We start from the raw sequence: 21,560 nt of genomic DNA on the forward strand, positions 1-21,560 counted from the left end.
AAAAGCGGTCAAATTTAAAATTTGGCCGCTTTTTATTTTCTGTGATATTGTGATAAGTCGAAAAATCTATTCTAGTTATTCAACACTTCAAGCAATGCTTGAACAGGGTGTTTTAAGATAGCTTTTTCGTATCGTTTCACTTGGCTACGGCAGGAATAGCCAGTTGCGAGACAATGATTCGGATCTTTACCTTGTAATTTTTTGCCCCAAGATACGTCGTAAATATCTTTCGACATGGTTTGATTTTGTACTTCATGACCAAATACACCCGCCATCCCACAGCAGCCGACTTTCTCGACGTTCAAGGTTTGTCCAAATTGCGCAAAAATATTCTGCCATTCTTTTGGGCTGTTTGGCATAAAGGTGGATTCAGTACAATGAGGGAATAAATGCCACTCAAAAGTGCGGTCAGATTTCGCGATATTTTTCACCGCACTTTGTAATGACTTACTTTCTAATTGATTGGTCAGCCATTCGTGCGCCGTAAGCACATGGAAATCACCGCGAGAATCCCCTAAGGCCTCTTTATATTCATCTCGATAAGAAAGCACAATCGCTGGATCTACACCGACCAAAGGCACATTTAATTTAGCAACGCGATTTAAAAACTCCGCTTGTGTTTTAGCGGTTTTACTAAAGCGAGTTAAAAAACCTTTAATATGCATGGCTTTGCCATTCGGTTTAAAAGGCAGAATGATTGGCTCAAAACCTAGTTTTTGTGTGAGAGCCACGAAATCCCGTACCACTTTAGCATCATAATAAGAGGTATAAGGATCTTGTACGATAAAGAGCATATTGGCTTTTTCTGTGGCGCTGAGACTTTCCAACTCTTCTAATTTTTTGCCTTGGTAGCCGATTTCCACTAATTGTTGTTGAAGGTTAGGCTCAGAAAGGAGAGGCAAGTCAGTCATACCCAGTGTTTTTTCAACCAAGCGTTGTGTGACTTTGAGCTTGGTGAAATAATTGAACAATGCCGGTTGTTTTGCCATATAAGGTGCGGCAACTTCTAAATTCGCCACAATATGATCTTTGGCTGGACGCAAATACCGGCTGTGGTAAAAATGGAAAAATTTTGCACGGAAACTTGGTACATCAATTTTAATCGGGCATTGGCTTGCACAGGCTTTACAAGCCAGACAAGTATCCATTGCTGCCTTCACTTCATTTGAGAAGTCATATTCGCCGCGCCATTTCTGTACGCTATTGCGGAAACGGTCCACAAGTGCGGTCAGTCTCACTTGTGTTTTATGAAAATCTAATTGCTCAGGTGATACGTTTTCATTGGCCATCAATCGCAACCACTCACGCACCATCGCGGCTCGTCCTTTTGGCGAGAATACGCGATTTTTACTCACTTTCATGGAAGGGCACATAATGCTGTGCTCATCAAAGTTAAAGCAAAGCCCGTTACCGTTACAGTTCATTGCACCTTTGAATTCGTCTCGCATTTGAATCGGGATTTGACGATCATTGTCTGCACGCATTGGCGAGAGAATCGAATAGAGTTCCGCATCGCTATTAAGTGGCGTACAGATTTTACCTGGATTGAGACGATTGTTTGGATCAAATAAAAATTTCACATAACGTAATTCTTGCCAAAGTTCAGGTGTAAAGAATTTCTCGCCATAATGAGAGCGTACCCCTTTACCGTGTTCCCCCCATAGCAAACCGCCGTATTTCACGGTGAGTTCAGCCACTTCATCTGAAATTAGTTTAAAGAGTTTGACTTGTTCTTTATCGCATAAGTCTAAAGCTGGGCGAACATGCAATACACCGGCATCCACATGGCCAAACATCCCATATTGCAGATTGTGACTATCTAATAAGGCTCTAAATTCAGCAATGTAATCGGCAAGATGTTCTGGTGGCACACAGGTATCTTCCACAAAAGGAATCGGTTTGGCCGCACCTTTCGCATTACCTAATAGCCCCACCGCTTTTTTACGCATGACGTAAATACGTTCAATAGAAGGCAAGTCAGAACAAAGTTGATAGCCGATAATATGATCTTGACCTTGTGCAATTTTTTCATCTAATTGCTGACAAAGTGCGGTCACTTGGCTGTCGATTTTAGTTTGATTATTGCCCGCATATTCAACAATGTTTAAACCAAGAATTGGATTTTGTTCTTCTTCTGTTAAAAGTTCTTTTACTGAATGCCAAATAATATCTTGCTTAGCAAGGTTCAGCACTTTGGAATCGACGGTTTCGACTGAAAGAGCATTGGCTTTCACCATAAAAGGTGCATTGCGAAGGGCTGCATCAAATGAGCTATACTTCACATTAATTAAGGTGCGATATTTAGGAATCGGCAATAAATTGAGTTTGGCTTCGCAGATAAACGCAAGTGAACCTTCTGACCCCGTTAAAATTCGGGTGAGATTAAATTCACTTTCATCTTTATTAAAGACATTCTTAAGATCGTAACCGGTGAGAAAGCGATTGAGTTGGGGTAAATCTTGAATGATTGAGGCGCGCTTCTCTTTACAACGTTGGAAAATCGTTTGATGTAGCGTTTTTCCATTTTCTGCAAGTGGGTAGTTTTCTAAAACATCGTCGGATTTGACCGCACTTGTATCTAATATTTCACCATTCATCAAAACAGAACGTAATGCTAAAACGTGATCGGAGGTTTTACCATATTGTAATGAACCTTGACCGGAAGCATCAGTATTAATCATACCGCCAAGGGTTGCTCGATTACTGGTGGAGAGTTCCGGTGCAAAGAATAAACTGTGAGGTTTTAAAAATTGGTTTAGTTGGTCTTTTACTACACCTGCTTGAACGCGAACCCAACGCTCTTCTATATTAAGCTCTAAAATGCCCGTCATGTGGCGAGAGAGATCCACAATAATATTGTTATTAATAGATTGTCCATTGGTACCCGTGCCACCACCGCGAGGTGTAAAGGTTAGATGAAGGTATTTCTCTTTATTCGCTAATTTGGTGATGCGTACCACATCGGCAACAGATTTAGGGAACAAAATAGCCTGTGGAAGTTGTTGATAGACGCTGTTATCTGTCGCGAGACTTAAACGGTCGGCATAATTTGATGCAATATCACCTTCAAAATGCTGTTTTGGAGTTCGCTAAGATAATCACTTACCACGTTATTAAGTTGTGGCACATTAGAAAGACGGGGCAACATAAAATCACTCACATATAAATAGAGAAGAAAGTGAATTTGATGATATATGAAGCTCAAAAAAAAGTCGATTTGAACAAAAGATATTTTTTGTTAGAATAGAAATCGGGTTAAAAATTAACCCGATTTTTGTGAATGAATGTTCATTTTAGGGGTTGTTTGTCTATAAAATAACCAAAAAGGGCAAAAAAAGTTTGATCTTTGGTGTTTTTATAGGATAATAACCATACTTTTGAACGTTCCTTTGGCTATGGCAAAGGAATTGAATTTGTCAAAAGGATAAGTTAGGGCAAATTCAAAACCCTAGTTAAGCAACGTTTAGAGTGTTTCTTTTTTATAAAGTTCACAATAAACAAGGAAACTTTTCTTATTAATAACGATGACTAAATAGAGGACATCAAAATGAAAAAAACTGCAATCGCATTAGTCGTTGCTGGTTTAGCAGCAGCTTCTGTAGCTCAAGCAGCTCCACAAGAAAACACTTTCTATGCAGGTGTTAAAGCTGGTCAAGCATCTTTCCACGATGGTATCAAAGCTAATACTGTAGTTAACCCAACAAACGAATACTCTGAATTTGGTGCTGGTTACAACCGTAACTCTGTTACTTACGGTGTATTTGGTGGTTACCAAGTATTAAACCGTGATAACTTAGGTTTAGCGGTAGAATTAGGTTATGATGACTTCGGTCGTGTTAAATTCAAAGATGCTGGTAAAGTAGCATTCAAACACACTAACCACGGTGCTCACTTAAGCTTAAAAGGTAGCTATGGTCTTGGTGGTTTAACTTCTGCTTTAGAAGGTTTAGACTTCTACGGTCGTGCTGGTGCAGCTTTAGTACGTTCAGACTACAAATTCTATGACACAGCAACTGGTGCACGTGATCACGAAGAAGGTCGTCACAGCTTACGCGTTTCTCCAGTGTTCGCTGCTGGTTTCGAATATGCATTACCTTCATTACCAGAGTTAGCATTACGTTTAGAATACCAATGGTTAGCTCGCGTAGGTAAATTACGTACTCAAGATACTCACAATAGTTCTCAAGACTATAACCCATGGATCGGTTCTATCAACGCTGGTTTATCTTACCGTTTCGGTCAAGGTGCTGCTCCAGTTGTTGCACCTGAAGTTGTAAGCAAAACTTTCAACTTAAGCTCTGATGTAACTTTCGCTTTCGGTAAAGCTAACTTAAAACCACAAGCTAAAGCAACTTTAGACGGTATCTATGGTGAAATCGCTCAAATCAACAACGCTAACGTAGCAGTTGCTGGTTATACAGACCGTATTGGTAAAGATGCACCAAACGTGAAATTATCACAACGTCGTGCAGACTCTGTAGCTAACTACTTAGTAGCTAAAGGTGTTCCAGCTCAAAGCATCTCTGCAGTTGGTCACGGTAAAGCTAACCCAGTTACAGGTTCTACTTGTGACGCGGTTAAAGGTCGTAAAGCGCTTATCGCTTGTTTAGCACCAGACCGTCGTGTTGAAATCGCAGTTAACGGTACTAAATAATTTTATTTAGTTATCCATTAACGGATTAACATTAGAAGACCTAAACTTCGGTTTAGGTCTTTTCTTATATAAATTAAACCTATAATTGAAGGAATTTTTGAATGAAAAAGTGGATTATCTTGATTATTATCGCCGTTGCTGCAGGTTTTGGCTTAATGTCTAGCTACAATGGCTTAGTAAAAGCAGAAACTGAAATTGATTCTGTTTGGGCAAATGTTGAATCATCTTATCAACGTCGTGCAGATTTAATTCCAAACTTAGTGAATACTGTGAAAGGTCAAGCTAACTTTGAACAACAAACATTAACCAATGTCATCGAAGCTCGCGCAAAAGCGACACAAACTAAAATTGATCCGTCTAATTTAACGGAAGAACAATTAAACGAATTCCAACAAAACCAAAATCAAGTAGGTTCAGCATTATCTCGCTTACTTGTTACTGTAGAACAATACCCACAATTAAAAGCGAATGAAGGTTTTATGAACTTACAAGCGCAACTTGAAGGTACAGAAAACCGTATCAATGTCGCTCGTAATAAATTTAATGAAGCTGCACGTATTTATAATGAAAAAGTACGTCAATTCCCAACTAAATTAGCGGCAATGATTTTTGGTTTTAAAGCTAAACCTTACTTTAAATCAGCTGCAGGCGCTGAAAATGCACCAACTGTAAACTTTAACTAAGGTTTATCTATGCCATTCTTTTCCAGAATTCCGGTAGATAAAAAGCAAATCGAGGCGGCGATTAGTCGCCTCGAAAGCTTAAGTTCGGCTGAGTTACGTGTTTATATTGAACGCAAAGTACCAAAGGCTTCAGCACAACTGTCTGCAATGGAACGAGCTTTAGAAGTCTTTGACGAACTGGAAATGCATAAAACAGCGGCACAAAATGCCGTGTTGATTTATGTGGGATATAAAAATCATCTTTGTGCAATCGTAGGTGATAAAGGCATTCATCAATTTGTTGATGTGGCTTATTGGCAGTTACAATGCGATTTAATGATTGAGCAGTTTAAACAAAAAGCTTATACACAAGGCATTGTCGATGCGATTGATCGTATCAGTGATATTTTATCTCGCCATTTCCCTATTCAGCCTGATGATGTGAATGAATTATCTAATGAGGTAATTATTAATGGCTAAGCTTTTATCTTTTATGAAAAGTGCGGTTATTTTTAGCCTTGTTTTTTTTGCTCAAATGGTTGTTGCGGCAGAATTTCCGCCTGCACCAAATCCTTTCCATTACATAAACGATTACACCAACACACTTTCATCAGAACATAAGCAAATTTTAGAAAATAAACTGATTGCTTATAGTAAAGAAACGAGTTCACAAATCGCTGTTGTTTTGGTTCCGACAACCGGTGAATATGAAATTGCTGATTATACCTTTGCTTTAGGTGATAAATGGGGTATTGGGCGTAAAAATCTGAACAATGGCGTGTTGATGCTGATTGCGAAAAATGATCGCAAAGTTTTTATCGCAACAGGGCAAGGTTTAGAAGGCGTACTGCCGGATGCTTTTTTATCGCAAGTCATCCGTTCGGCAATTTTGCCACAATTTAAACAAGGTCAATATGCCCAAGGTATTAATGATGGCTTAAACCAAATTATTGCGGCAAGTAAAGGCGAGTTTGATGCGGCACAAGTTGAAGAAGATGCGTTCGATAAGTACATCCCATTCTTAATGGTATTGGCATTTATTGCTATTGTATTATTTGGTGAATTCCAATATCACAAAGATGAAGTATATATTAGCCCGAATCAACGTGACCAACTGAATAAAATCATTCGTCAAAGTACGATTTCTCGTCGCCGTGGTGGCGGTTCCGGTTTCGGAGGCGGATTTGGTGGAGGCTTCGGTGGAGGCTTCGGTGGAGGTGGTTCTTCCAGTGGTGGCTTTGGTGGCGGTGGCTTTGGCGGCGGTGGAGCTGGTGGAAGTTGGTAAGACCAAGTCTTTCACTCAGGTTCTATCTTATGCTAGAATAGCGCCCTATTCATATTTATTTGAACAAGGAACATTATGGAAACGTTAGACAAAATCAAAAAACAAATCGCTGAAAACCCAATTTTAATTTACATGAAAGGTTCACCAAAATTACCTTCTTGTGGTTTCTCTGCACGTGCATCTGAAGCATTAATGAATTGCAAAGTGCCTTTCGGCTATGTTGATATTCTTCAACACCCAGATATTCGTGCTGAATTACCGGCTTATGCAAACTGGCCAACTTTCCCACAATTATGGGTAGAAGGTGAGTTAATTGGTGGTTGTGACATTATTTTAGAAATGTATCAAGCTGGCGAACTTCAAACCTTATTAAGCGAAGTAGCGGCTAAACATCAAGCTTAATTGACGATAGATTACCAAGATAAACCTGCTTTTTAGCAGGTTTTCTTTTGCTCAAAAAATGATAAACCTGTTATAAAAATGTGATCAGATTAACATTTTTAAATGAAATAACTTGTTGATTAAATTTCCTTAAGATAGACTACATCGCGTTAGTCGGGGTGCCTCTATTAATGGCTGAGAAATACCCGTGAACCTGAAACAGATAATGCTGGCGTAGGAAACTAATCATCTCATTATGCTGTTTCGTTATGCAAAAATAAGGAGAACGCATAATGAACAAAACGCTTCCCATTTTAACCGCACTTTTCACCGCTTCCGCTTTCGCACAAGCTTCACCTCAAACATTAGATGTTTATACTTATGATTCATTTAGTGCTGATTGGAGTGCAGGACCAAAAGTTAAAGCGGCTTTTGAACAACAATTCCCGCAATGTAAGCTGAATTATGTAGCTTTTGATAATAATGGCACTTTGTTTAACCGTGTTCGTCTAGAAGGTAAAAAAATTAAGGCGGATGTAGTACTCGGTTTAGATAGTTATCAAATTGAGGATGCACAAAAACTCAATATTTTTGAGCCAAATAAAGTGGATTTAAGCCAGTTACGTTTACCAATTAAATGGGCAAATCACACGTTCTTACCATTTGATTATGCGCAATATTCGTTTATTTATGACAAAAATAAGCTGGCTAATCCACCAAAGAGCTTAAAAGAATTAGTTGAGCGTCAAGATCTTAAAGTGTTATATCAAGATCCGCGTACAAGCAGTATTGGACGAGGCTTATTGCTTTGGATGAATGCGGTTTATCCAGAAGCTGATGTAGCAAATGCCTGGAAAACTCTTTCTAAACATACGGTCACGGTCACCAAAGGTTGGACCGAGTCTTATGGAGCCTTCTTAAAAGGCGAAGGGGATATGGTTTTAAGCGTCAATACTTCACCGATTTACCATATTCTTTCTGAACAAAAAGACAATTATGTGGCAACGGAATTTGCAGAGGGGAGCGTATTACAAATTGAAGTCGCGGCAAAAGTCGCTAATCGTAATAATGCCTGTGCTGATGAATTTCTAGGATTCTTACTTTCACCGCAAGCTCAAGCGGATATTGCTAAAAATAATGTGATGTTACCCGTGGTAGAGACCAATATCGAAAGTCATATTGATGCGCTTAATTCTCGCGCAAAATCAATGCGTATTTTAGATACCACCACGGTGACAAGTGAGCAGCTTAAAGGCTGGATCAATCAATGGCAAAAAGCTTTATCTAAGTAGTGTTAATGAGCTTATTGCAACATCCGCATTTTCGTCCTCGCCATTATTTGGGCGGAAGTGCGGTCATTTTTTTCATTGTTTTACTCTATGGATTTTCACTTTCTGCTGTTTTTTCAGTTGGAAGTGATTATGCCTTATCTGATTTCTTAAAAGACGATTATTTGCATCAAGTCATCGCTTTTAGTATCGAGCAGGCATTCTTGTCAGCCTTGCTTTCTAGCGTAATTGGAACTTTATTTGCACGCGCTTTTTTCTATTTAGATTTCAACGGCAAATCGCTCATTTTACGCATTTTTTCTCTCACGTTTGTTTTGCCAGCATTACTGGCTATTTTCGGTTTGATTGGGATTTATGGCACGGCAGGTTGGCTAACACAACTGCTGCAAACCTTAGGTATTTCGTGGAAACCCTCCATTTATGGTTTAAGTGGTATCCTCATTGCCCATTTATTTTTTAATATTCCTTTAGCGGCACGAATGAGTTTGCAGGCTTTGCAAAGTGTACCGACCGAACAGCATCAACTCGCGGCACAATTGAATATCAAAGGTTTCATATTTTTCCGTTTAATTGAATGGCCTTATTTGAAAAGCCAAATCGTGTCGGCCTTTGTATTGATTTTTATGCTGTGTTTAACCAGTTTTACGATTGTATTGGCACTTGGTGGCGGGCCACAAAATAGCACACTAGAAGTCGCCATTTACCAAGCCATTTTCTTTGAATTTGATTTATCCAAAGCGGCACTTTTTGCGTTAGTACAATTTGCGTTTTGTTTTGTTTTATTTTCACTTTCACAATATTGGGCGAAAGCACCCGAAACCCAGGTTTCGCAACGTTATCGATGGGTTTTGCCTTCTTCAAGTTCGGTCAAATTTGGACATGTTTTTGTCTTATTCTCGGTGTGCTTATTTATTTTAAGTCCCTTATTCAATATCGTTTTCCAAGGTTTGTCAGCGACCCGATTATTTGGTTATTGGCAAAACCCACAATTATGGAAAGCGCTTGCTTATTCATTAACCATGGCGCCGACCGCAGGGATTTTATCGGTATTATTTGGGTTCTTCTTATTGTTACTTTCTCGTCAACTGCAATGGTTATATCACCCTAAATTAGCTCACTTGATTTTAACAGGTGGAATGATGATTTTAGCCATTCCGACTATTGTCTTAGCAGTCGGCTTATTCCTTTGGTTACAAGATATTGATTTTTCAGCAGGGCATTTGTTTGTGGTGGTATCTGTTTGTAACGCCTTGGCTGCCTTGCCATTTGTGATCAAAATTCTCAATACACCAATGAATCAATCGATGCAATATTATGAAAAACTCTGTTTATCGCTGAATATTACAGGTTGGCAGCGTTTTCGTTTAATTGAATATCCGCTACTAAAAGCCCCGTTGAAATATGCTTTGGCACTCGCAACGACTTTATCACTCGGCGATTTTACAGCGATAGCCTTATTTGGTAGCCCTGACTTCACTTCGTTGCCTCATTTGCTTTATCAACAAATCGGACAATATCGAAGCCAAGAAGCGGCAGTGACGGCATTGATTTTATTGGGCTTATGTTTAGGTTTATTTATGTTTATTGAAGGGCAGAAGGAACAAAATGATTAAATTAAATAATGTGGTCTTCAATTATCAATCCATGCCGATGGTATTTGATTTACATATTCAAGCCCAGGAAAAAATCGCCATCATTGGTGAAAGTGGTTCAGGAAAAAGTACCTTACTGAATTTAATTGCCGGTTTCGAATATGCCGATAGTGGTGAGATTTGGCTAAATGGTGAAAATCATACCAAAACAGCACCTTTTGAGCGTCCTGTTTCCATGCTATTTCAGGAAAACAATCTCTTTACTCATCTTTCTGTAGAAGAGAATATTGCCTTAGGTTTAAAACCGAATTTAGCCTTAAATGCAGAAGAAAAAGCCCTTGTAGAACAAGCTGCAAGTGCGGTCAATTTACAGGATTTTTTAACGAGAAAACCGACCGCACTTTCAGGTGGACAAAAACAGCGAGTAGCGTTAGCGCGCTGTTTGCTACGAGATAAACCCATTTTATTATTGGATGAGCCTTTTTCAGCTCTTGATCCTAAATTACGCATTGAAATGCAGGATTTAATGGATCAATTATGTGAAGAGAAAAAACTCACCATGTTACTGGTGACGCATCAACCCAAAGAAATTGAACGGCATATTGATCGAGTGATTGAAATTCATCAAGGAAAAGTGATCTGATCTCTTTTTATCATATTGCAGAGTAATATGCTCAACTTAATCAAAGCGACATAGCTTAAACGAGGAAAATATAATGACCACAACAAATGTAGTACAGCTTTCATCTATTACACCCCATCCATCAGTAGAGTATTGGTCTGTTTGTAAAGTCGAAGCGTTGTTTGAAACACCTTTTTTAGAATTAGTCTATCGTGCGGCTCAAGTGCATCGAGAGCATTTCAACCCTGGCGCGATACAGTTATCGACGTTGATGTCGATTAAAACGGGTGGCTGTCCAGAGGATTGTGGTTATTGCCCACAATCAGCACGTTATCAAACAGGCGTACAAAATCAGCAGATCTTGGATATTGATGAAATTGTCGAAAAGGCCAAAATTGCGAAAGCACGTGGTGCAGGACGTTTTTGTATGGGCGCAGCATGGCGTGGTCCTAAGCCTAAAGATATGGAAAAAGTGACGGCGATTATTCGTGCGGTAAAAGATATTGGCTTAGAAACTTGCGGGACCTTTGGGTTGCTGCAAGATGGTATGGCGGAAGAGTTAAAAGATGCGGGATTGGATTATTACAATCACAATCTTGATACGGCACCAGAGAATTACCACAATGTCATTGGTACACGCCGTTTTGATGATCGTTTAAGCACATTAGGAAAAGTGCGTCGTGTCGGTTTGAAAGTTTGCTGTGGCGGTATTGTGGGCATGAACGAAACCCGTAAAGAGCGAGCTGGTCTCATTGCAAGTTTGGCAAATCTTGATCCGCAGCCGGAGTCAGTACCGATTAACCAATTAGTGAAAGTAGAAGGCACACCAATGGCAGAGGCGGCTGATTTAGATTGGACTGAGTTTGTTCGTACTATTGCGGTGGCGCGTATTACTATGCCGAAAAGTTATGTTCGTCTATCTGCAGGTCGTCAAGGCATGAGTGAAGAAATGCAAGCCATGTGCTTTATGGCTGGCGCAAATTCCATTTTCTATGGTGATAAATTATTAGTGACTGGCAACCCAGAAGAAGATGGCGATCAGCTTCTTATGGCAAAATTGGATCTTGAGCCGGAAACGGAAGAAAACAGAAAGCCACTCGACAGAAATTAGTCATAAAAAAAGTGCGGTGAAATTCACCGCACTTTTCATTGGGACTTACTTAACTTGTTCGGTTAAGCAAGGCTGAATTTTATTCAGCATTTCTTTTAAAATACGCGCTGGTGCAGCCACGATGTCGCCTGAGCGTAAATAGCCGTGCCCCGCATTGAAATCACACACTAAACCGCCTGCTTCACGCACGATTAAATCACCCGCTGCGCAATCCCAAGGTTTTAAGCCCATTTCGAAATAACCGTCAATGCGACCTGAAGCCACATAGCAAAGGTCTAATGCGGCAGAACCCGTACGACGGAAATCGGCTGCTTCATCAATTAAGTTATTCATGATAGCAAATTGAGTTGGCATCAAGCTTGGTTGTTTGAATGGGAAACCGGTGGCTAAAATCGCCCCGTTAAGTTCATTTTGGCTATCTACACGTAAACGCACTTCATTTAATTTTGCGCCTTCACCACGCACAGCAGTGAATAATTCATTACGAATAGGATCGTAAACCACACCCACTTCAGTACGGTTTTTTACACGGATAGCAATAGAAACAGAGAAATGTGGCAAACCTTTTATAAAGTTGGTTGTGCCATCTAGTGGATCAATCACCCATTGAATATCACTGTCTTTGCCTTCTAATGCACCACGCTCTTCACTGATAATTGTATGATCAGGATAAGATTTTTGAATGATTTCAATGATCTCTGTTTCAGCAGCTTTATCGACGCTAGTCACATAATCATTAATACCTTTTTTACTTGTTTGGATGTCATCACGGCGCTCATAGTTTTTAGCAATCACGTTGCCCGCTTTTCGTGCCGCACGAATAGCGATATTTAACATTGGATTCATATTTCCACCAGATTTTAAAGAACAGATAAATAGGTCGCCTATTATAAGGGAGTTTTAGTAAATAGCCAGTTGAAAATGTTTAATTCACGGTTTTTCCCGTTTTTTAAAGGAAATTTGCGATCAGTATCGCAAAAATAAAGTAGCCAATTTGGCTTTCTTCTAAAGGAATTTTAAAGTGCGGTCAAAAAAGAAGGCATTTTATGTATAAAGGGATAACCTTATTAGAAACCTTGATTGTATTATTTATTTTAAGCTTAACGTTAGCGTTTGCATTGCCTAAATGGCAGAAAAATGATCCCAAATATTTTCTCGAAAAAGAGCAACAACGGCTTTATTTTTTCTTACGTAATATTCAAGCGAGGGCGGAAAACTCATCGGCGATTTGGTTTATTTTGGCCAATCAAGATAGGGCAAATCAACGTTGGTGTATCACAGCTCAAGTAAAAAGTGATCATTTTTGTGATTGTTTTCATCCCCAGAATTGTCCTAAAAACCTTTATGCGCATTTTTACTATCCTTATTTTGAAGGCAAAACGATGCTAATTGGCCCTAAACTATATCCGTCAGAAGTGGCGGTGAAATTTAATGGGGCCAGAAATACCATGGAAACAAATTGTTTTATGTTACAGGCTGAAGAGCATCGAACATTGTTCTCTTTTTTCAATGTGGGCAGTATTAAATTAAAGTCTGATCAAGCGGCGAGTGCGTGTACAAGATGAAATCATTAAAAGGCGAAACATTGGTGAGTTTGTTGATTTCACTTGGCTTATCGGCTTTATTATTGTTATTGGTTGCACAATTTTATGCCCAAACCCAGCAGCAAAATCAGCGTTTAATGTTACAACTCAAATTACAAGCGGAATTACAACGCACAATTCAACTCATCGGGAAAGATCTGCGTCGTGTAGGTTTTCGAGCCGCAAACCAAAAACTCATTGAAGATAATCTGGCTTTATTCGAATTAGACGAAAAGGGCACAGCAATAACTATTGCTCAAGCAGACAATGTACCATTAAATAGTTGTGTCTTGTTTTTTTATGATTTGAATACTAATGGTTGTATTGGGGAAAAGTACACAAAAAATACCTGCGTAAATGGCGTTAAAAATGTGGCAAAAAATATCGAAAAGGAGCTATTTGGTTACAAACTTAACGGGAAAATGATCGAAACTAAACAAACCTATAAAAATGCGGTAAATGCGGATTGTCGCTCGGAAGAATGTCAGCGTGCTTTAACCCAATCTACTTGTAACGCGGGTGGTGGATGGACAGATTTATTGGATGAAAAAGAGTTTGAGATTTCTCAATTACGTTTTGATTGGTTAAAGGAAGGGAAAGGGATTGAAATCAAACTCGCAGGGCATCTTGCAGCACATAAGCATATTCAATACGAAACTTCGCTTGTGGTGCCTTTATTAAATCAAGAAGAATGATCATGAAAAAAGGGATGGTGACACTGACGGCTCTTATTTTACTTTCAGGCTTATTGGCATTGATCTTATTATTTGATGAACAGATCTTTGCGTTTTTTCGATCTCAAATGAGTCAGCGAAAATATTATGTAGAACAAAGCCTAGCGTTACAGAATATCAGTCTGCAACAACAAACACACATTTGTCAAAACTTGCCTTTAAATGGTATTGAAAAAGTGAAACAAGTCTTTTTCGAGTCTTCAGGGGCAGAGGATAAAGTCGCCTATTCTGTTTGGTGTAAACGTGCAGAGTTATTTAAGAAATCGCCCACAAAAGGCATTAATGAAAATATGCTGCGAGATTTTATTTCCAGCGAAAAACAAGCTGATTTTCAACCGCACTTTGTGAAAGTAGAGTCAGTTTTAACTGCTCAAAAAACACCTCAAGTGTATTGGATAACGCAAAGCCAATTAGAAATTAAAGGGAATGTGAGTGGTATTCTGCTAGCAGAAGGCGATTTAAGTTTAACCGGCAAAGGGCATATTAGTGGTGCTGTGATTACTGGAGGCTCACTTAAGTTGGCGGGAGACGTGACGATAGCTTACGGTAAAGCTGTGGTAACAAAACTCGTACAAGAATATAGCCAATGGCGTTTGGTGGATAAAAGTTGGAGTGATTTAAGTGCGCAAGATCAAAGTGAATAATGGCATGTCGTTAATGTCACTTTTATTAGCCTTATTGATTTTCAGCGGGTTATTTTTGATCTTTAACCGATGGACGACTGAGCAACGGAAAAGTGCGGTCAGAGTTTTTCAAGAATTTCAGGCGATTCAAATTGCTGAAAATCAGGCTCAACGTCAGTTTTTAGGCTTGTCTTGTGAAAATAGCGTAGAACAAAATGGCATTCAATTTGCAATTCAATGCAGTCATCATCAAGTGAATATACGCTATCCTCAAGGTGAATTTTTATTGAAAACCGAGTAAAATAACGCATTGTTTTTGCTTTCAAAAGGGCGTTACTTTGTTCGTTACTTATTATTCAAACCAACTAGAAATTCAAAAGGATATTTTAGTTTCGCTATTGGAAAATTTACCGCAAGATGAGCCGTTTCAATCTGACATTGTGTTGGTGCAAAGTCCGGGTATGGCACAATGGTTGCAAATGGAAATTGCTAAAAAACGCGGCATTGCAGCGAATTTTCAATTCCCCATGCCTTCCAGTTTTATTTGGAAACTTTACGCCGATAATTTGCCGAATGTTTCTACGCAAAACCCTTTTGAAAAAGATTCAACGTTATGGCGATTAATGAGATTAATCCCTACCTTTTTACAGCAAAAAGAATTTGAACCATTAAAAAAATATTTAGCGTCTTCACCTGCGTCAGAACAGCAAAAACTTTATCAATTAAGCCTAAAAGTTGCCGATTTATTTGACCAATATCTCGTCTATCGTCCCGAATGGATTGCCGCATGGGAAGAAAATAACGATGAAAAGATCTTGGCTCAAATTAATCAGCAAAAGCAGGGGCTTTCGGCGTTAAATCCTACCTTTCTTTCTCAAATTAAAGGCAATATTCATTGGCAGGGAATTTTATGGCGAGCCTTGGTGGATGATGTCCAATGTGATTTCGGTGGAAAAGCAAAACATCGTGCTGCACTCAATCAACAATTTTTAGCATTATGTCGTGATCCCAATGCGACACTCAACTTACCAGAACGTATTTTTATTTTTGGTATTCCTGCATTGCCAACGGTTTATCTCAATATTTTCCAAGGTATTTCAGCTAAAACAGACGTGCATTTATTCTTCAATAATCCATGTCAAGAATATTGGGGCGATTTGCGAGATCTGAGTAAATCCTATTTATTAGAAAGACAGCGTTTCTTGAAAGAAAGCGACGATGTGAAGCCTTTAATTTCAGCCGAGCAAGTGTCATGGGAACCTACCGACCTTGATTACACTAATCAACAAGAAGAATTGTTCAGCGGGAATCCGCTTTTAGCCTCTTGGGGAAAAATGGGACGGGATTTTCTCTATCAATTAGTGCGAGATGAGGAAAATATTCAAGCCATTTCCCGTGATTACTATGCAGAACTTCCCGAAAAAACGTTGTTAGGGCAGATCCAAAATCAAATTTTGACGTTAAGTCATGGTGCATTAAATGTCGCGAAAAATGACCGCTCTTTGGTCGTGAAATCTTGCCATAGCGCGATGCGAGAAGTTGAAGTGCTGCATGATTATTTGTTGGATTTATTCAATCAAAATCAGCATAAGCCAAAAGAAGAACAGATTACACCAAAAGATGTGGTGGTCATGGTGGCCGATATTAACCAATATACGCCTTATATTCAGGCTGTCTTTGGTGCGAATAGTGCGGATGCACCTGTTATTCCGTTCTCAATTTCTGACAGTAAATTGTCTGAAAGTGATGTGATCGTGTCGAGCTATCTTTCGCTGTTAAATTTAAGAGAAAGTCAGTTTGGTGCCGAAGAAGTACTGGCTTTATTAGATATTCCGGCTATCCGTGAGCGTTTTAATATTGCCCTTGCAGATCTCGAGCAAATTCGTGAATGGGTGAAAGAGTCGGGTATTCGCTTTGGTTTAGAAAAACTGCAGAATACACTGAATTTTAACGCGTGGCAGGCGGGGCTTGAACGTATGACCTTAGGTTATGCGATGCGTGAAGAGCAAGGCGTTTGGCAAGACAGTCTTGGACTTGATAGTAGCTATGGATTGAAAGGGCAGTTAGTAGGTGCAGTGAATCAATTTTTTACGGCCTTAAATAAATGGCATCAAGATTTGCAAAAGGCACACAATATTGAAAAATGGCGTGAAAAATTGACCGCACTTTTGACTGATTTCTTTGTGCAAAATGAAGAAACTGCGGATACCTTATTTTATATTCAAGATTGTATCAATGCCTTTGCCGATGATTTGCAGACCGTCAATTTTGAAGAAGCTTTGCAAGCGGATGTCATTGCGGAAGTGATGTCTGCTCGTTTAGAAGAAACACCAAACAGCCTTCGTTTCTTAGCGGGGAAAGTGAATTTCTGCACACTTTTACCAATGCGTTCCATTCCTTTTAAAGTGGTGTGTTTGCTCGGAATGAATGAGGCGGATTACCCACGCAGTCATACACCAAATAGTTTTGACTTAATGCAATATCATCATCAAAAAGGCGATCGTGTTCGTCGAGATGATGATCGTTACTTATTCCTTGAAGCCTTACTGGCCGCAAGATCCCATTTTTATGTGAGTTATGTAGGCTCTTCAATTATTGATAATCAACCTAAAGAACCTTCAGTATTGGTGAGCCAGTTAATTGATTATATTACTCATTATTCAGAAAATGGCTTAAGGATTGAACAACATCCAATGACGGCATTTAGTCCAAGTAATTTCCAAAATGAAGGGAAAATTAACCGCTCTTTTGCAAAAAAATGGCTGCCGATTGCTCAATTCCAAGAAAGAAAATGTCATGAATTTGTTGTGCCGATGGGCGAAAATCAAGAGCCAATAACGGAAATTGAACTCGATCGTTTTGTGAGTTTTGTTGAAAATCCAGTGAAATTCTTTTTTGAAAAGCAGCTTGGCGTGTATTTCCGAGATGAAGATGAGCGCATTGAAGAAAGTGAAAACTTCACGTTAAATGGTTTGGATCATTATCGTATTAGTAATGAGTTATTGCATTTGGAGGAAGCGCAATTTAACGATTATTTCGCCAAACAGCGAGTGAAAGGCATCATGCCACGCGGCGAGTTTGCGGAAGTTTGTGCGCAATCCATTCGTGCTGATATATTGGCTTTTAAAGAGAAAATTAAGGATTATTCTTCACCACATAGTGAGAGTGTTGATTTTGTGGTGGAAACGGCACAAGGCAACATTCGCTTGTTTGGCTATATGGAGCCATTATTTGGTGATGAAAATCAGATAATCGAATGGAGATTTGCAAAATATAAAGATCGTTATCGTATTCGCCCATGGCTTTATTATCTCATTCAACTGGCGACGAAAGAGAACGCACTGCCGCCACGCATTATCGCTAAAGATAAGGATTTAACATTAAAAACAATAGAAAAATCAACCGCACTTGAGAAACTGAAAATGTATGTCGAGGCTTATTTACAAAGCCAGCAACAAATTCAGCTCATTCCAACGGAAAATATCGCGAAGTTTATTGAAAAAGATGAAAGTTCGGTCAATTTTGACAATGTTTTGACGAATATCGAATCCCTTGCGAAAGATGATCCTTATGGCTATGGAAAAGCTGATCCTTATTGGGCGAGGGTGTTGGGGCAAACAGAACAATTTAAATCGCAGGATGGTCTCTTGCAGTTGGTGAAACAAACCACCTCCTGGTTTGGAGAAATGTTGTCTTAAAGTGGATCTTCAGATCGAAAAGATCTTGGATTTTTGATAAGATGCTGACTTAAGAATAATTTTGAAAAGGATCTAAAATGCGTTGTCCGTTTTGTTCAACTGAAGAAACTAAGGTGATTGACAGCCGTTTGGTTTCTGATGGGTATCAAGTGCGTCGTCGTCGGGAATGCGGGAATTGTCATGAACGCTTTACCACCTTTGAAACGGCCGAATTAGTGGTGCCAAAAATTATTAAAAATGATGGGTCACGCGAGCCATTTAACGAAGATAAATTGCGTAGTGGTATTCAACATGCGTTAGAAAAACGCCCTGTAAGTTCGGATGATGTGGAAAAAGCCATCAGCCATATTATTATCCAATTACGTGCGACAGGTGAGCGCGAAGTGCCAAGTCATCTCGTGGGCAAATTAGCCATGAATGAGCTGAAAGAATTAGATAAAGTGGCGTATATCCGTTTTGCGTCCGTTTATTTGAGCTTTGATAATATCAATGAATTCACCAAAGAAATTGAAAGCTTAAAGGATTAGTATGAATGGCACCTTTTCCCCTGATGACGTGAAATTTATGCAACTGGCTCTTGAGCTTGCGGCAAAAGGGCAGTACACCACTACGCCTAATCCATCCGTAGGATGTGTGTTAGTTAAAAACAGTGAAATTGTCGGGAAAGGGTTTCATTTTAAAGCTGGTCAGCCTCATGCAGAACGTGTGGCATTGGCAGATGCCGGTGAGAAAGCGAAAGGCGCAACGGCTTATGTGACGCTTGAACCTTGTTCTCATTATGGACGCACACCGCCTTGTGCATTAGGTTTAATTGAAGCGGGTGTCAGTCGAGTTGTCGCCGCCATGGCCGATCCTAATCCTCAAGTGGCCGGCAAGGGCTTAAAAATGTTAGCAGATGCAGGCATTCCAAGTGCGGTCAATTTATTGAATGAACAAGCTGAAGCCTTAAATAAAGGTTTTCTCAAACGTATGCGAACTGGCAAGCCTTATGTGCAGCTAAAATTAGCCATGAGTTTAGATGGACGAACAGCCATGGCGAGCGGTGACAGCAAGTGGATCACGGGTGAAGCCGCTCGTGCAGATGTACAAAAAATGCGAGCCAAAGCGACCGCACTTTTATCTACAAGTGCTACCGTGTTAGCCGATGATCCAAGCTTGAACGTGCGTTGGAATCAATTCCCCGATGATCTAAAAGCGGAATATGCTGAAGATACTGTGCGTCAGCCTATTCGCATAATCTTAGATTCTAAAAATCGAGTTCAACCAAACCATCAATTATTCCATACCCATTCGCCAGTTTGGCTTGTGGGTTCAATTCCACGGGATATGTCTGTATTCCCTGATTTCTGTGAGCAAATGTTACTGCCAGAAAACTATGATTTTGATCTATTGATGACAGAATTAGGTAAGCGACAAGTGAATTCTGTTTGGGTTGAAGCTGGCGCCAATTTAGCGGGTAGCTTGATTGAACAACATGCTGTAGATGAATTAATCATTTATGTCGCCCCGAAACTCTTAGGAGATAAAGCTCGAGGATTATGCCAACTCCCGCATTTGGAAAAACTTGCGGATGCCCCATTGTGGCAACTGCAAGAATGTGAAAGAATTGGGGATGATTTAAAGCTCAGTTATTTACCTAATTTATTAATAAAAGAATAAAAAATGTTTAAAAAACTTTTCCACTCCGCCCTTTGGGGGCTTGCTGCGGCAGGTGTTATTTTATTTGCCGTTCCTAAGCTCAATAACAGCAGCCTTTTTTCTGCTGATGATATCGTTTCGTTTAATAGTGCCGTGAGAATTGCTTCTCCAGCCGTGGTGAACGTGTACAACCGCTCTTTTTCTTCTGCTAGCATTAATGATAGCGATCAATTACAGGTAAATAACTTAGGTTCTGGCGTGATTATGACAAAAGACGGTTATATTCTCACCAATAAACACGTTATTCAAAATGCCGATCAAATTGTGGTGGCACTGCAAAACGGCAATATTTATGAAGCGAATTTAATCGGTTCGGATAATTTGACAGATCTTGCGGTATTAAAAATCAAAGCAACCAATCTTTCTACCATTCCACAAAATAAAGAACGCCAAGTACGAGTGGGTGATATTGCTTTGGCTATTGGTAACCCGTATAACCTCGGTCAAAGTGTTTCTCAAGGGATTATCAGTGCGGTAGGGCGTAGTGCCGTAGGGGATTCTTTAGGTCGTCAAAACTTTATTCAAACAGATGCGTCGATTAACCGCGGTAACTCTGGTGGCGCGTTGATTAACTCAGCAGGCGAATTAGTAGGGATCAGCACGTTAAGTATTGGTAAAACAGCCAATGAAATTGCAGAAGGGTTAAATTTTGCGATTCCAATTAGTATCGCTAATGATGTGTTATATAAAATTATTCGCGATGGACGCGTGATTCGTGGTTATTTTGGGGTACAAAGTGAAATTACCGCTAATTCAAATGGTGGTATCGTGATTACAGGCGTGACCGCCAATAGCCCTGCAGCGAAAGCGGGCATCCAAGTAGGTGATGTGATTTTACGTTTAAATAAACAAGATAACCTGTCTATTCGTGAAATGATGCAAATTATCAGTGATACTAAACCGAATACTGAAGTCATCGTTACCATTTCTCGCTTAGGTAAAGTGATTGATCTCCCTGTGATTATTGAAGAGTTCCCGTCTAATTAAGGATATATTGTGGAAGTTAAAACCAGTCACTTTTTTGCCTGTTTAGATCGTCTTCGCTTAATTCAGCGTTGGTCATTGATGCGCAATATTGAAAAGGAAAACTTAGCGGAGCATAGTCTGCAAGTTGCCTTTGTGGCACAAGCTTTAGCGATTATTAAAAATCGCTTTTTTGGTGGGGAAGTGAATCCTGAGCGTATTGCGGTGATGGCGATGTATCATGATACCTCTGAAATTTTCACCGGTGATTTACCAACCCCAATTAAGTATTTCAATTCTGAAATCACGCATGCTTATAAAGATATTGAAGCGGCAGCTGAATTGCATTTAATTAGCTTGCTCCCGACTGAATTGCAAGAGAGTTTTGCTCCATATTTAGATAGTGAGCAATTTAGCCCAGAAGAAAAGCATCTAGTAAAACAAGCGGATTTGATTTGTGCTTATATCAAGGCTCAATTTGAATTAGAGCATGGTAACCATGAATTTAAAACAGCGAAAAAACGTTTAGAAAATCTAATGGAACAATGGCACAGTCAAGAAATGGATTATTTTTTACAGGTCTTTTTGCCGAGTTTTGGGCGCTCGATTGATGAGATAGCGTTATAAATTAAAATAAAAAAGTGCGGTTAATTTTAACCGCACTT

Annotated in this window: 19 protein-coding genes, 1 pseudogene and 1 riboswitch; of the genes and pseudogenes, 18 read left to right on the forward strand and 2 right to left on the reverse strand. The window is 39.5% G+C overall.

Annotated elements, in window-relative coordinates:
• Positions 1-71: 71 nt before the first annotated feature.
• Positions 72-3,148: pseudogene (locus HMPREF2750_RS00375) on the reverse strand (FAD-binding and (Fe-S)-binding domain-containing protein).
• 399 nt (positions 3,149-3,547) lie between these two features.
• On the opposite strand from HMPREF2750_RS00375, the gene ompA reads away from it, so the two are divergent.
• From ompA to bioB, 9 genes are all read left to right on the forward strand, one after another.
• Positions 3,548-4,654, forward strand: a complete 1,107-nt coding sequence (gene ompA / locus HMPREF2750_RS00380) for a porin OmpA (RefSeq protein WP_049366114.1) — start codon at positions 3,548-3,550, stop codon at positions 4,652-4,654.
• A 101-nt stretch (positions 4,655-4,755) separates the two neighbouring features.
• Entirely contained in the window at positions 4,756-5,337 is a 582-nt protein-coding gene (locus HMPREF2750_RS00385) for a LemA family protein (RefSeq protein WP_049364356.1), read from the forward strand.
• Positions 5,338-5,346: 9 nt separating this feature from the next.
• Positions 5,347-5,796 carry a TPM domain-containing protein gene (locus HMPREF2750_RS00390; RefSeq protein ID WP_014065676.1) on the forward strand — a complete coding sequence of 150 codons (450 nt, stop codon included), beginning with the start codon at positions 5,347-5,349 and terminating at the stop codon, positions 5,794-5,796.
• Positions 5,789-6,601, forward strand: a complete 813-nt coding sequence (locus HMPREF2750_RS00395; RefSeq protein ID WP_070582151.1) for a TPM domain-containing protein — start codon at positions 5,789-5,791, stop codon at positions 6,599-6,601. Before HMPREF2750_RS00390 ends, HMPREF2750_RS00395 begins: the two co-directional genes overlap by 8 nt.
• A 75-nt stretch (positions 6,602-6,676) precedes the next feature.
• Positions 6,677-7,003 (forward strand): Grx4 family monothiol glutaredoxin, encoded by a 327-nt coding sequence (gene grxD / locus HMPREF2750_RS00400; RefSeq protein WP_005699458.1) that lies wholly within the window; start codon positions 6,677-6,679, stop codon positions 7,001-7,003.
• 144 nt (positions 7,004-7,147) lie between these two features.
• Positions 7,148-7,240: riboswitch (TPP riboswitch) on the forward strand.
• Positions 7,241-7,275: 35 nt separating this feature from the next.
• Positions 7,276-8,274: a thiamine ABC transporter substrate binding subunit gene (thiB, locus tag HMPREF2750_RS00405; protein WP_070582152.1), complete on the forward strand. Its 999-nt coding sequence runs from the start codon at positions 7,276-7,278 to the stop codon at positions 8,272-8,274.
• A gap of 5 nt (positions 8,275-8,279) precedes the next feature.
• Entirely contained in the window at positions 8,280-9,884 is a 1,605-nt protein-coding gene (thiP, locus tag HMPREF2750_RS00410; RefSeq protein WP_070582153.1) for a thiamine/thiamine pyrophosphate ABC transporter permease ThiP, read from the forward strand.
• The gene (gene thiQ, locus HMPREF2750_RS00415) at positions 9,877-10,506 is read left to right on the forward strand and encodes a thiamine ABC transporter ATP-binding protein (RefSeq protein ID WP_070582154.1); all 630 of its coding nucleotides are present in this window, start codon (positions 9,877-9,879) and stop codon (positions 10,504-10,506) included. The genes thiP and thiQ overlap by 8 nt, the downstream gene beginning before the upstream one ends.
• Before the next feature lie 73 nt (positions 10,507-10,579).
• Positions 10,580-11,596, forward strand: a complete 1,017-nt coding sequence (gene bioB, locus HMPREF2750_RS00420) for a biotin synthase BioB (protein WP_054418583.1) — start codon at positions 10,580-10,582, stop codon at positions 11,594-11,596.
• Between the two features lie 45 nt (positions 11,597-11,641).
• On the opposite strand, the gene suhB is transcribed toward bioB, so the two are convergent.
• Positions 11,642-12,442, reverse strand: a complete 801-nt coding sequence (gene suhB, locus HMPREF2750_RS00425; RefSeq protein WP_054418585.1) for an inositol-1-monophosphatase — start codon at positions 12,440-12,442, stop codon at positions 11,642-11,644.
• Positions 12,443-12,642: 200 nt separating this feature from the next.
• On the opposite strand from suhB, the gene HMPREF2750_RS00430 reads away from it, so the two are divergent.
• The 9 genes from HMPREF2750_RS00430 to yfbR all read left to right on the forward strand — a co-directional run bounded on the left by HMPREF2750_RS00430 (position 12,643) and on the right by yfbR (position 21,522).
• A complete protein-coding gene (locus HMPREF2750_RS00430) occupies positions 12,643-13,161 on the forward strand; it encodes a hypothetical protein (RefSeq protein WP_049355385.1) in 519 nt (172 codons plus the stop codon).
• Entirely contained in the window at positions 13,158-13,874 is a 717-nt protein-coding gene (locus tag HMPREF2750_RS00435) for a PulJ/GspJ family protein (protein ID WP_070582155.1), read from the forward strand. The genes HMPREF2750_RS00430 and HMPREF2750_RS00435 overlap by 4 nt, the downstream gene beginning before the upstream one ends.
• Positions 13,871-14,557, forward strand: coding sequence for a DUF2572 family protein (locus HMPREF2750_RS00440; protein ID WP_070582156.1), 687 nt, complete (start codon positions 13,871-13,873; stop codon positions 14,555-14,557). The genes HMPREF2750_RS00435 and HMPREF2750_RS00440 overlap by 4 nt, the downstream gene beginning before the upstream one ends.
• 13 nt (positions 14,558-14,570) lie before the next feature.
• Positions 14,571-14,837, forward strand: coding sequence for a DUF5374 domain-containing protein (locus HMPREF2750_RS00445; protein ID WP_083304566.1), 267 nt, complete (start codon positions 14,571-14,573; stop codon positions 14,835-14,837).
• Between the two features lie 37 nt (positions 14,838-14,874).
• Complete coding sequence (recC, locus tag HMPREF2750_RS00450; RefSeq protein WP_070582157.1) at positions 14,875-18,234, forward strand: exodeoxyribonuclease V subunit gamma; 3,360 nt, start codon at positions 14,875-14,877, stop codon at positions 18,232-18,234.
• Between the two features lie 77 nt (positions 18,235-18,311).
• Positions 18,312-18,761, forward strand: a complete 450-nt coding sequence (gene nrdR / locus HMPREF2750_RS00455; RefSeq protein ID WP_005695670.1) for a transcriptional regulator NrdR — start codon at positions 18,312-18,314, stop codon at positions 18,759-18,761.
• Position 18,762: 1 nt separating this feature from the next.
• Positions 18,763-19,893 carry a bifunctional diaminohydroxyphosphoribosylaminopyrimidine deaminase/5-amino-6-(5-phosphoribosylamino)uracil reductase RibD gene (gene ribD / locus HMPREF2750_RS00460; protein ID WP_070582158.1) on the forward strand — a complete coding sequence of 377 codons (1,131 nt, stop codon included), beginning with the start codon at positions 18,763-18,765 and terminating at the stop codon, positions 19,891-19,893.
• A gap of 3 nt (positions 19,894-19,896) precedes the next feature.
• Entirely contained in the window at positions 19,897-20,919 is a 1,023-nt protein-coding gene (gene degS, locus HMPREF2750_RS00465; protein WP_054418592.1) for an outer membrane-stress sensor serine endopeptidase DegS, read from the forward strand.
• 6 nt (positions 20,920-20,925) lie between these two features.
• Positions 20,926-21,522 (forward strand): 5'-deoxynucleotidase, encoded by a 597-nt coding sequence (gene yfbR / locus HMPREF2750_RS00470; protein WP_070582159.1) that lies wholly within the window; start codon positions 20,926-20,928, stop codon positions 21,520-21,522.
• Positions 21,523-21,560: the final 38 nt, after the last annotated feature.

The sequence above is a fragment of the Haemophilus sp. HMSC066D02 genome (assembly GCF_001810545.1).
GTDB lineage: Bacteria > Pseudomonadota > Gammaproteobacteria > Enterobacterales > Pasteurellaceae > Haemophilus_D.

Bases quoted from the DNA above. Each gene is read 5' to 3' on its own strand.
- ompA (WP_049366114.1), top strand. From the start codon at position 3,548: ATGAAAAAAACTGCAATCGCATTAGTCGTTGCTGGTTTAGCAGCAGCT.
- HMPREF2750_RS00385 (WP_049364356.1), top strand. From the start codon at position 4,756: ATGAAAAAGTGGATTATCTTGATTATTATCGCCGTTGCTGCAGGTTTT.
- HMPREF2750_RS00390 (WP_014065676.1), top strand. From the start codon at position 5,347: ATGCCATTCTTTTCCAGAATTCCGGTAGATAAAAAGCAAATCGAGGCG.
- HMPREF2750_RS00395 (WP_070582151.1), top strand. From the start codon at position 5,789: ATGGCTAAGCTTTTATCTTTTATGAAAAGTGCGGTTATTTTTAGCCTT.
- grxD (WP_005699458.1), top strand. From the start codon at position 6,677: ATGGAAACGTTAGACAAAATCAAAAAACAAATCGCTGAAAACCCAATT.
- thiB (WP_070582152.1), top strand. From the start codon at position 7,276: ATGAACAAAACGCTTCCCATTTTAACCGCACTTTTCACCGCTTCCGCT.
- thiP (WP_070582153.1), top strand. From the start codon at position 8,280: ATGAGCTTATTGCAACATCCGCATTTTCGTCCTCGCCATTATTTGGGC.
- thiQ (WP_070582154.1), top strand. From the start codon at position 9,877: ATGATTAAATTAAATAATGTGGTCTTCAATTATCAATCCATGCCGATG.
- bioB (WP_054418583.1), top strand. From the start codon at position 10,580: ATGACCACAACAAATGTAGTACAGCTTTCATCTATTACACCCCATCCA.
- suhB (WP_054418585.1), bottom strand. From the start codon at position 12,442: ATGAATCCAATGTTAAATATCGCTATTCGTGCGGCACGAAAAGCGGGC.
- HMPREF2750_RS00430 (WP_049355385.1), top strand. From the start codon at position 12,643: ATGTATAAAGGGATAACCTTATTAGAAACCTTGATTGTATTATTTATT.
- HMPREF2750_RS00435 (WP_070582155.1), top strand. From the start codon at position 13,158: ATGAAATCATTAAAAGGCGAAACATTGGTGAGTTTGTTGATTTCACTT.
- HMPREF2750_RS00440 (WP_070582156.1), top strand. From the start codon at position 13,871: ATGATCATGAAAAAAGGGATGGTGACACTGACGGCTCTTATTTTACTT.
- HMPREF2750_RS00445 (WP_083304566.1), top strand. From the start codon at position 14,571: ATGTCACTTTTATTAGCCTTATTGATTTTCAGCGGGTTATTTTTGATC.
- nrdR (WP_005695670.1), top strand. From the start codon at position 18,312: ATGCGTTGTCCGTTTTGTTCAACTGAAGAAACTAAGGTGATTGACAGC.
- ribD (WP_070582158.1), top strand. From the start codon at position 18,763: ATGAATGGCACCTTTTCCCCTGATGACGTGAAATTTATGCAACTGGCT.
- degS (WP_054418592.1), top strand. From the start codon at position 19,897: ATGTTTAAAAAACTTTTCCACTCCGCCCTTTGGGGGCTTGCTGCGGCA.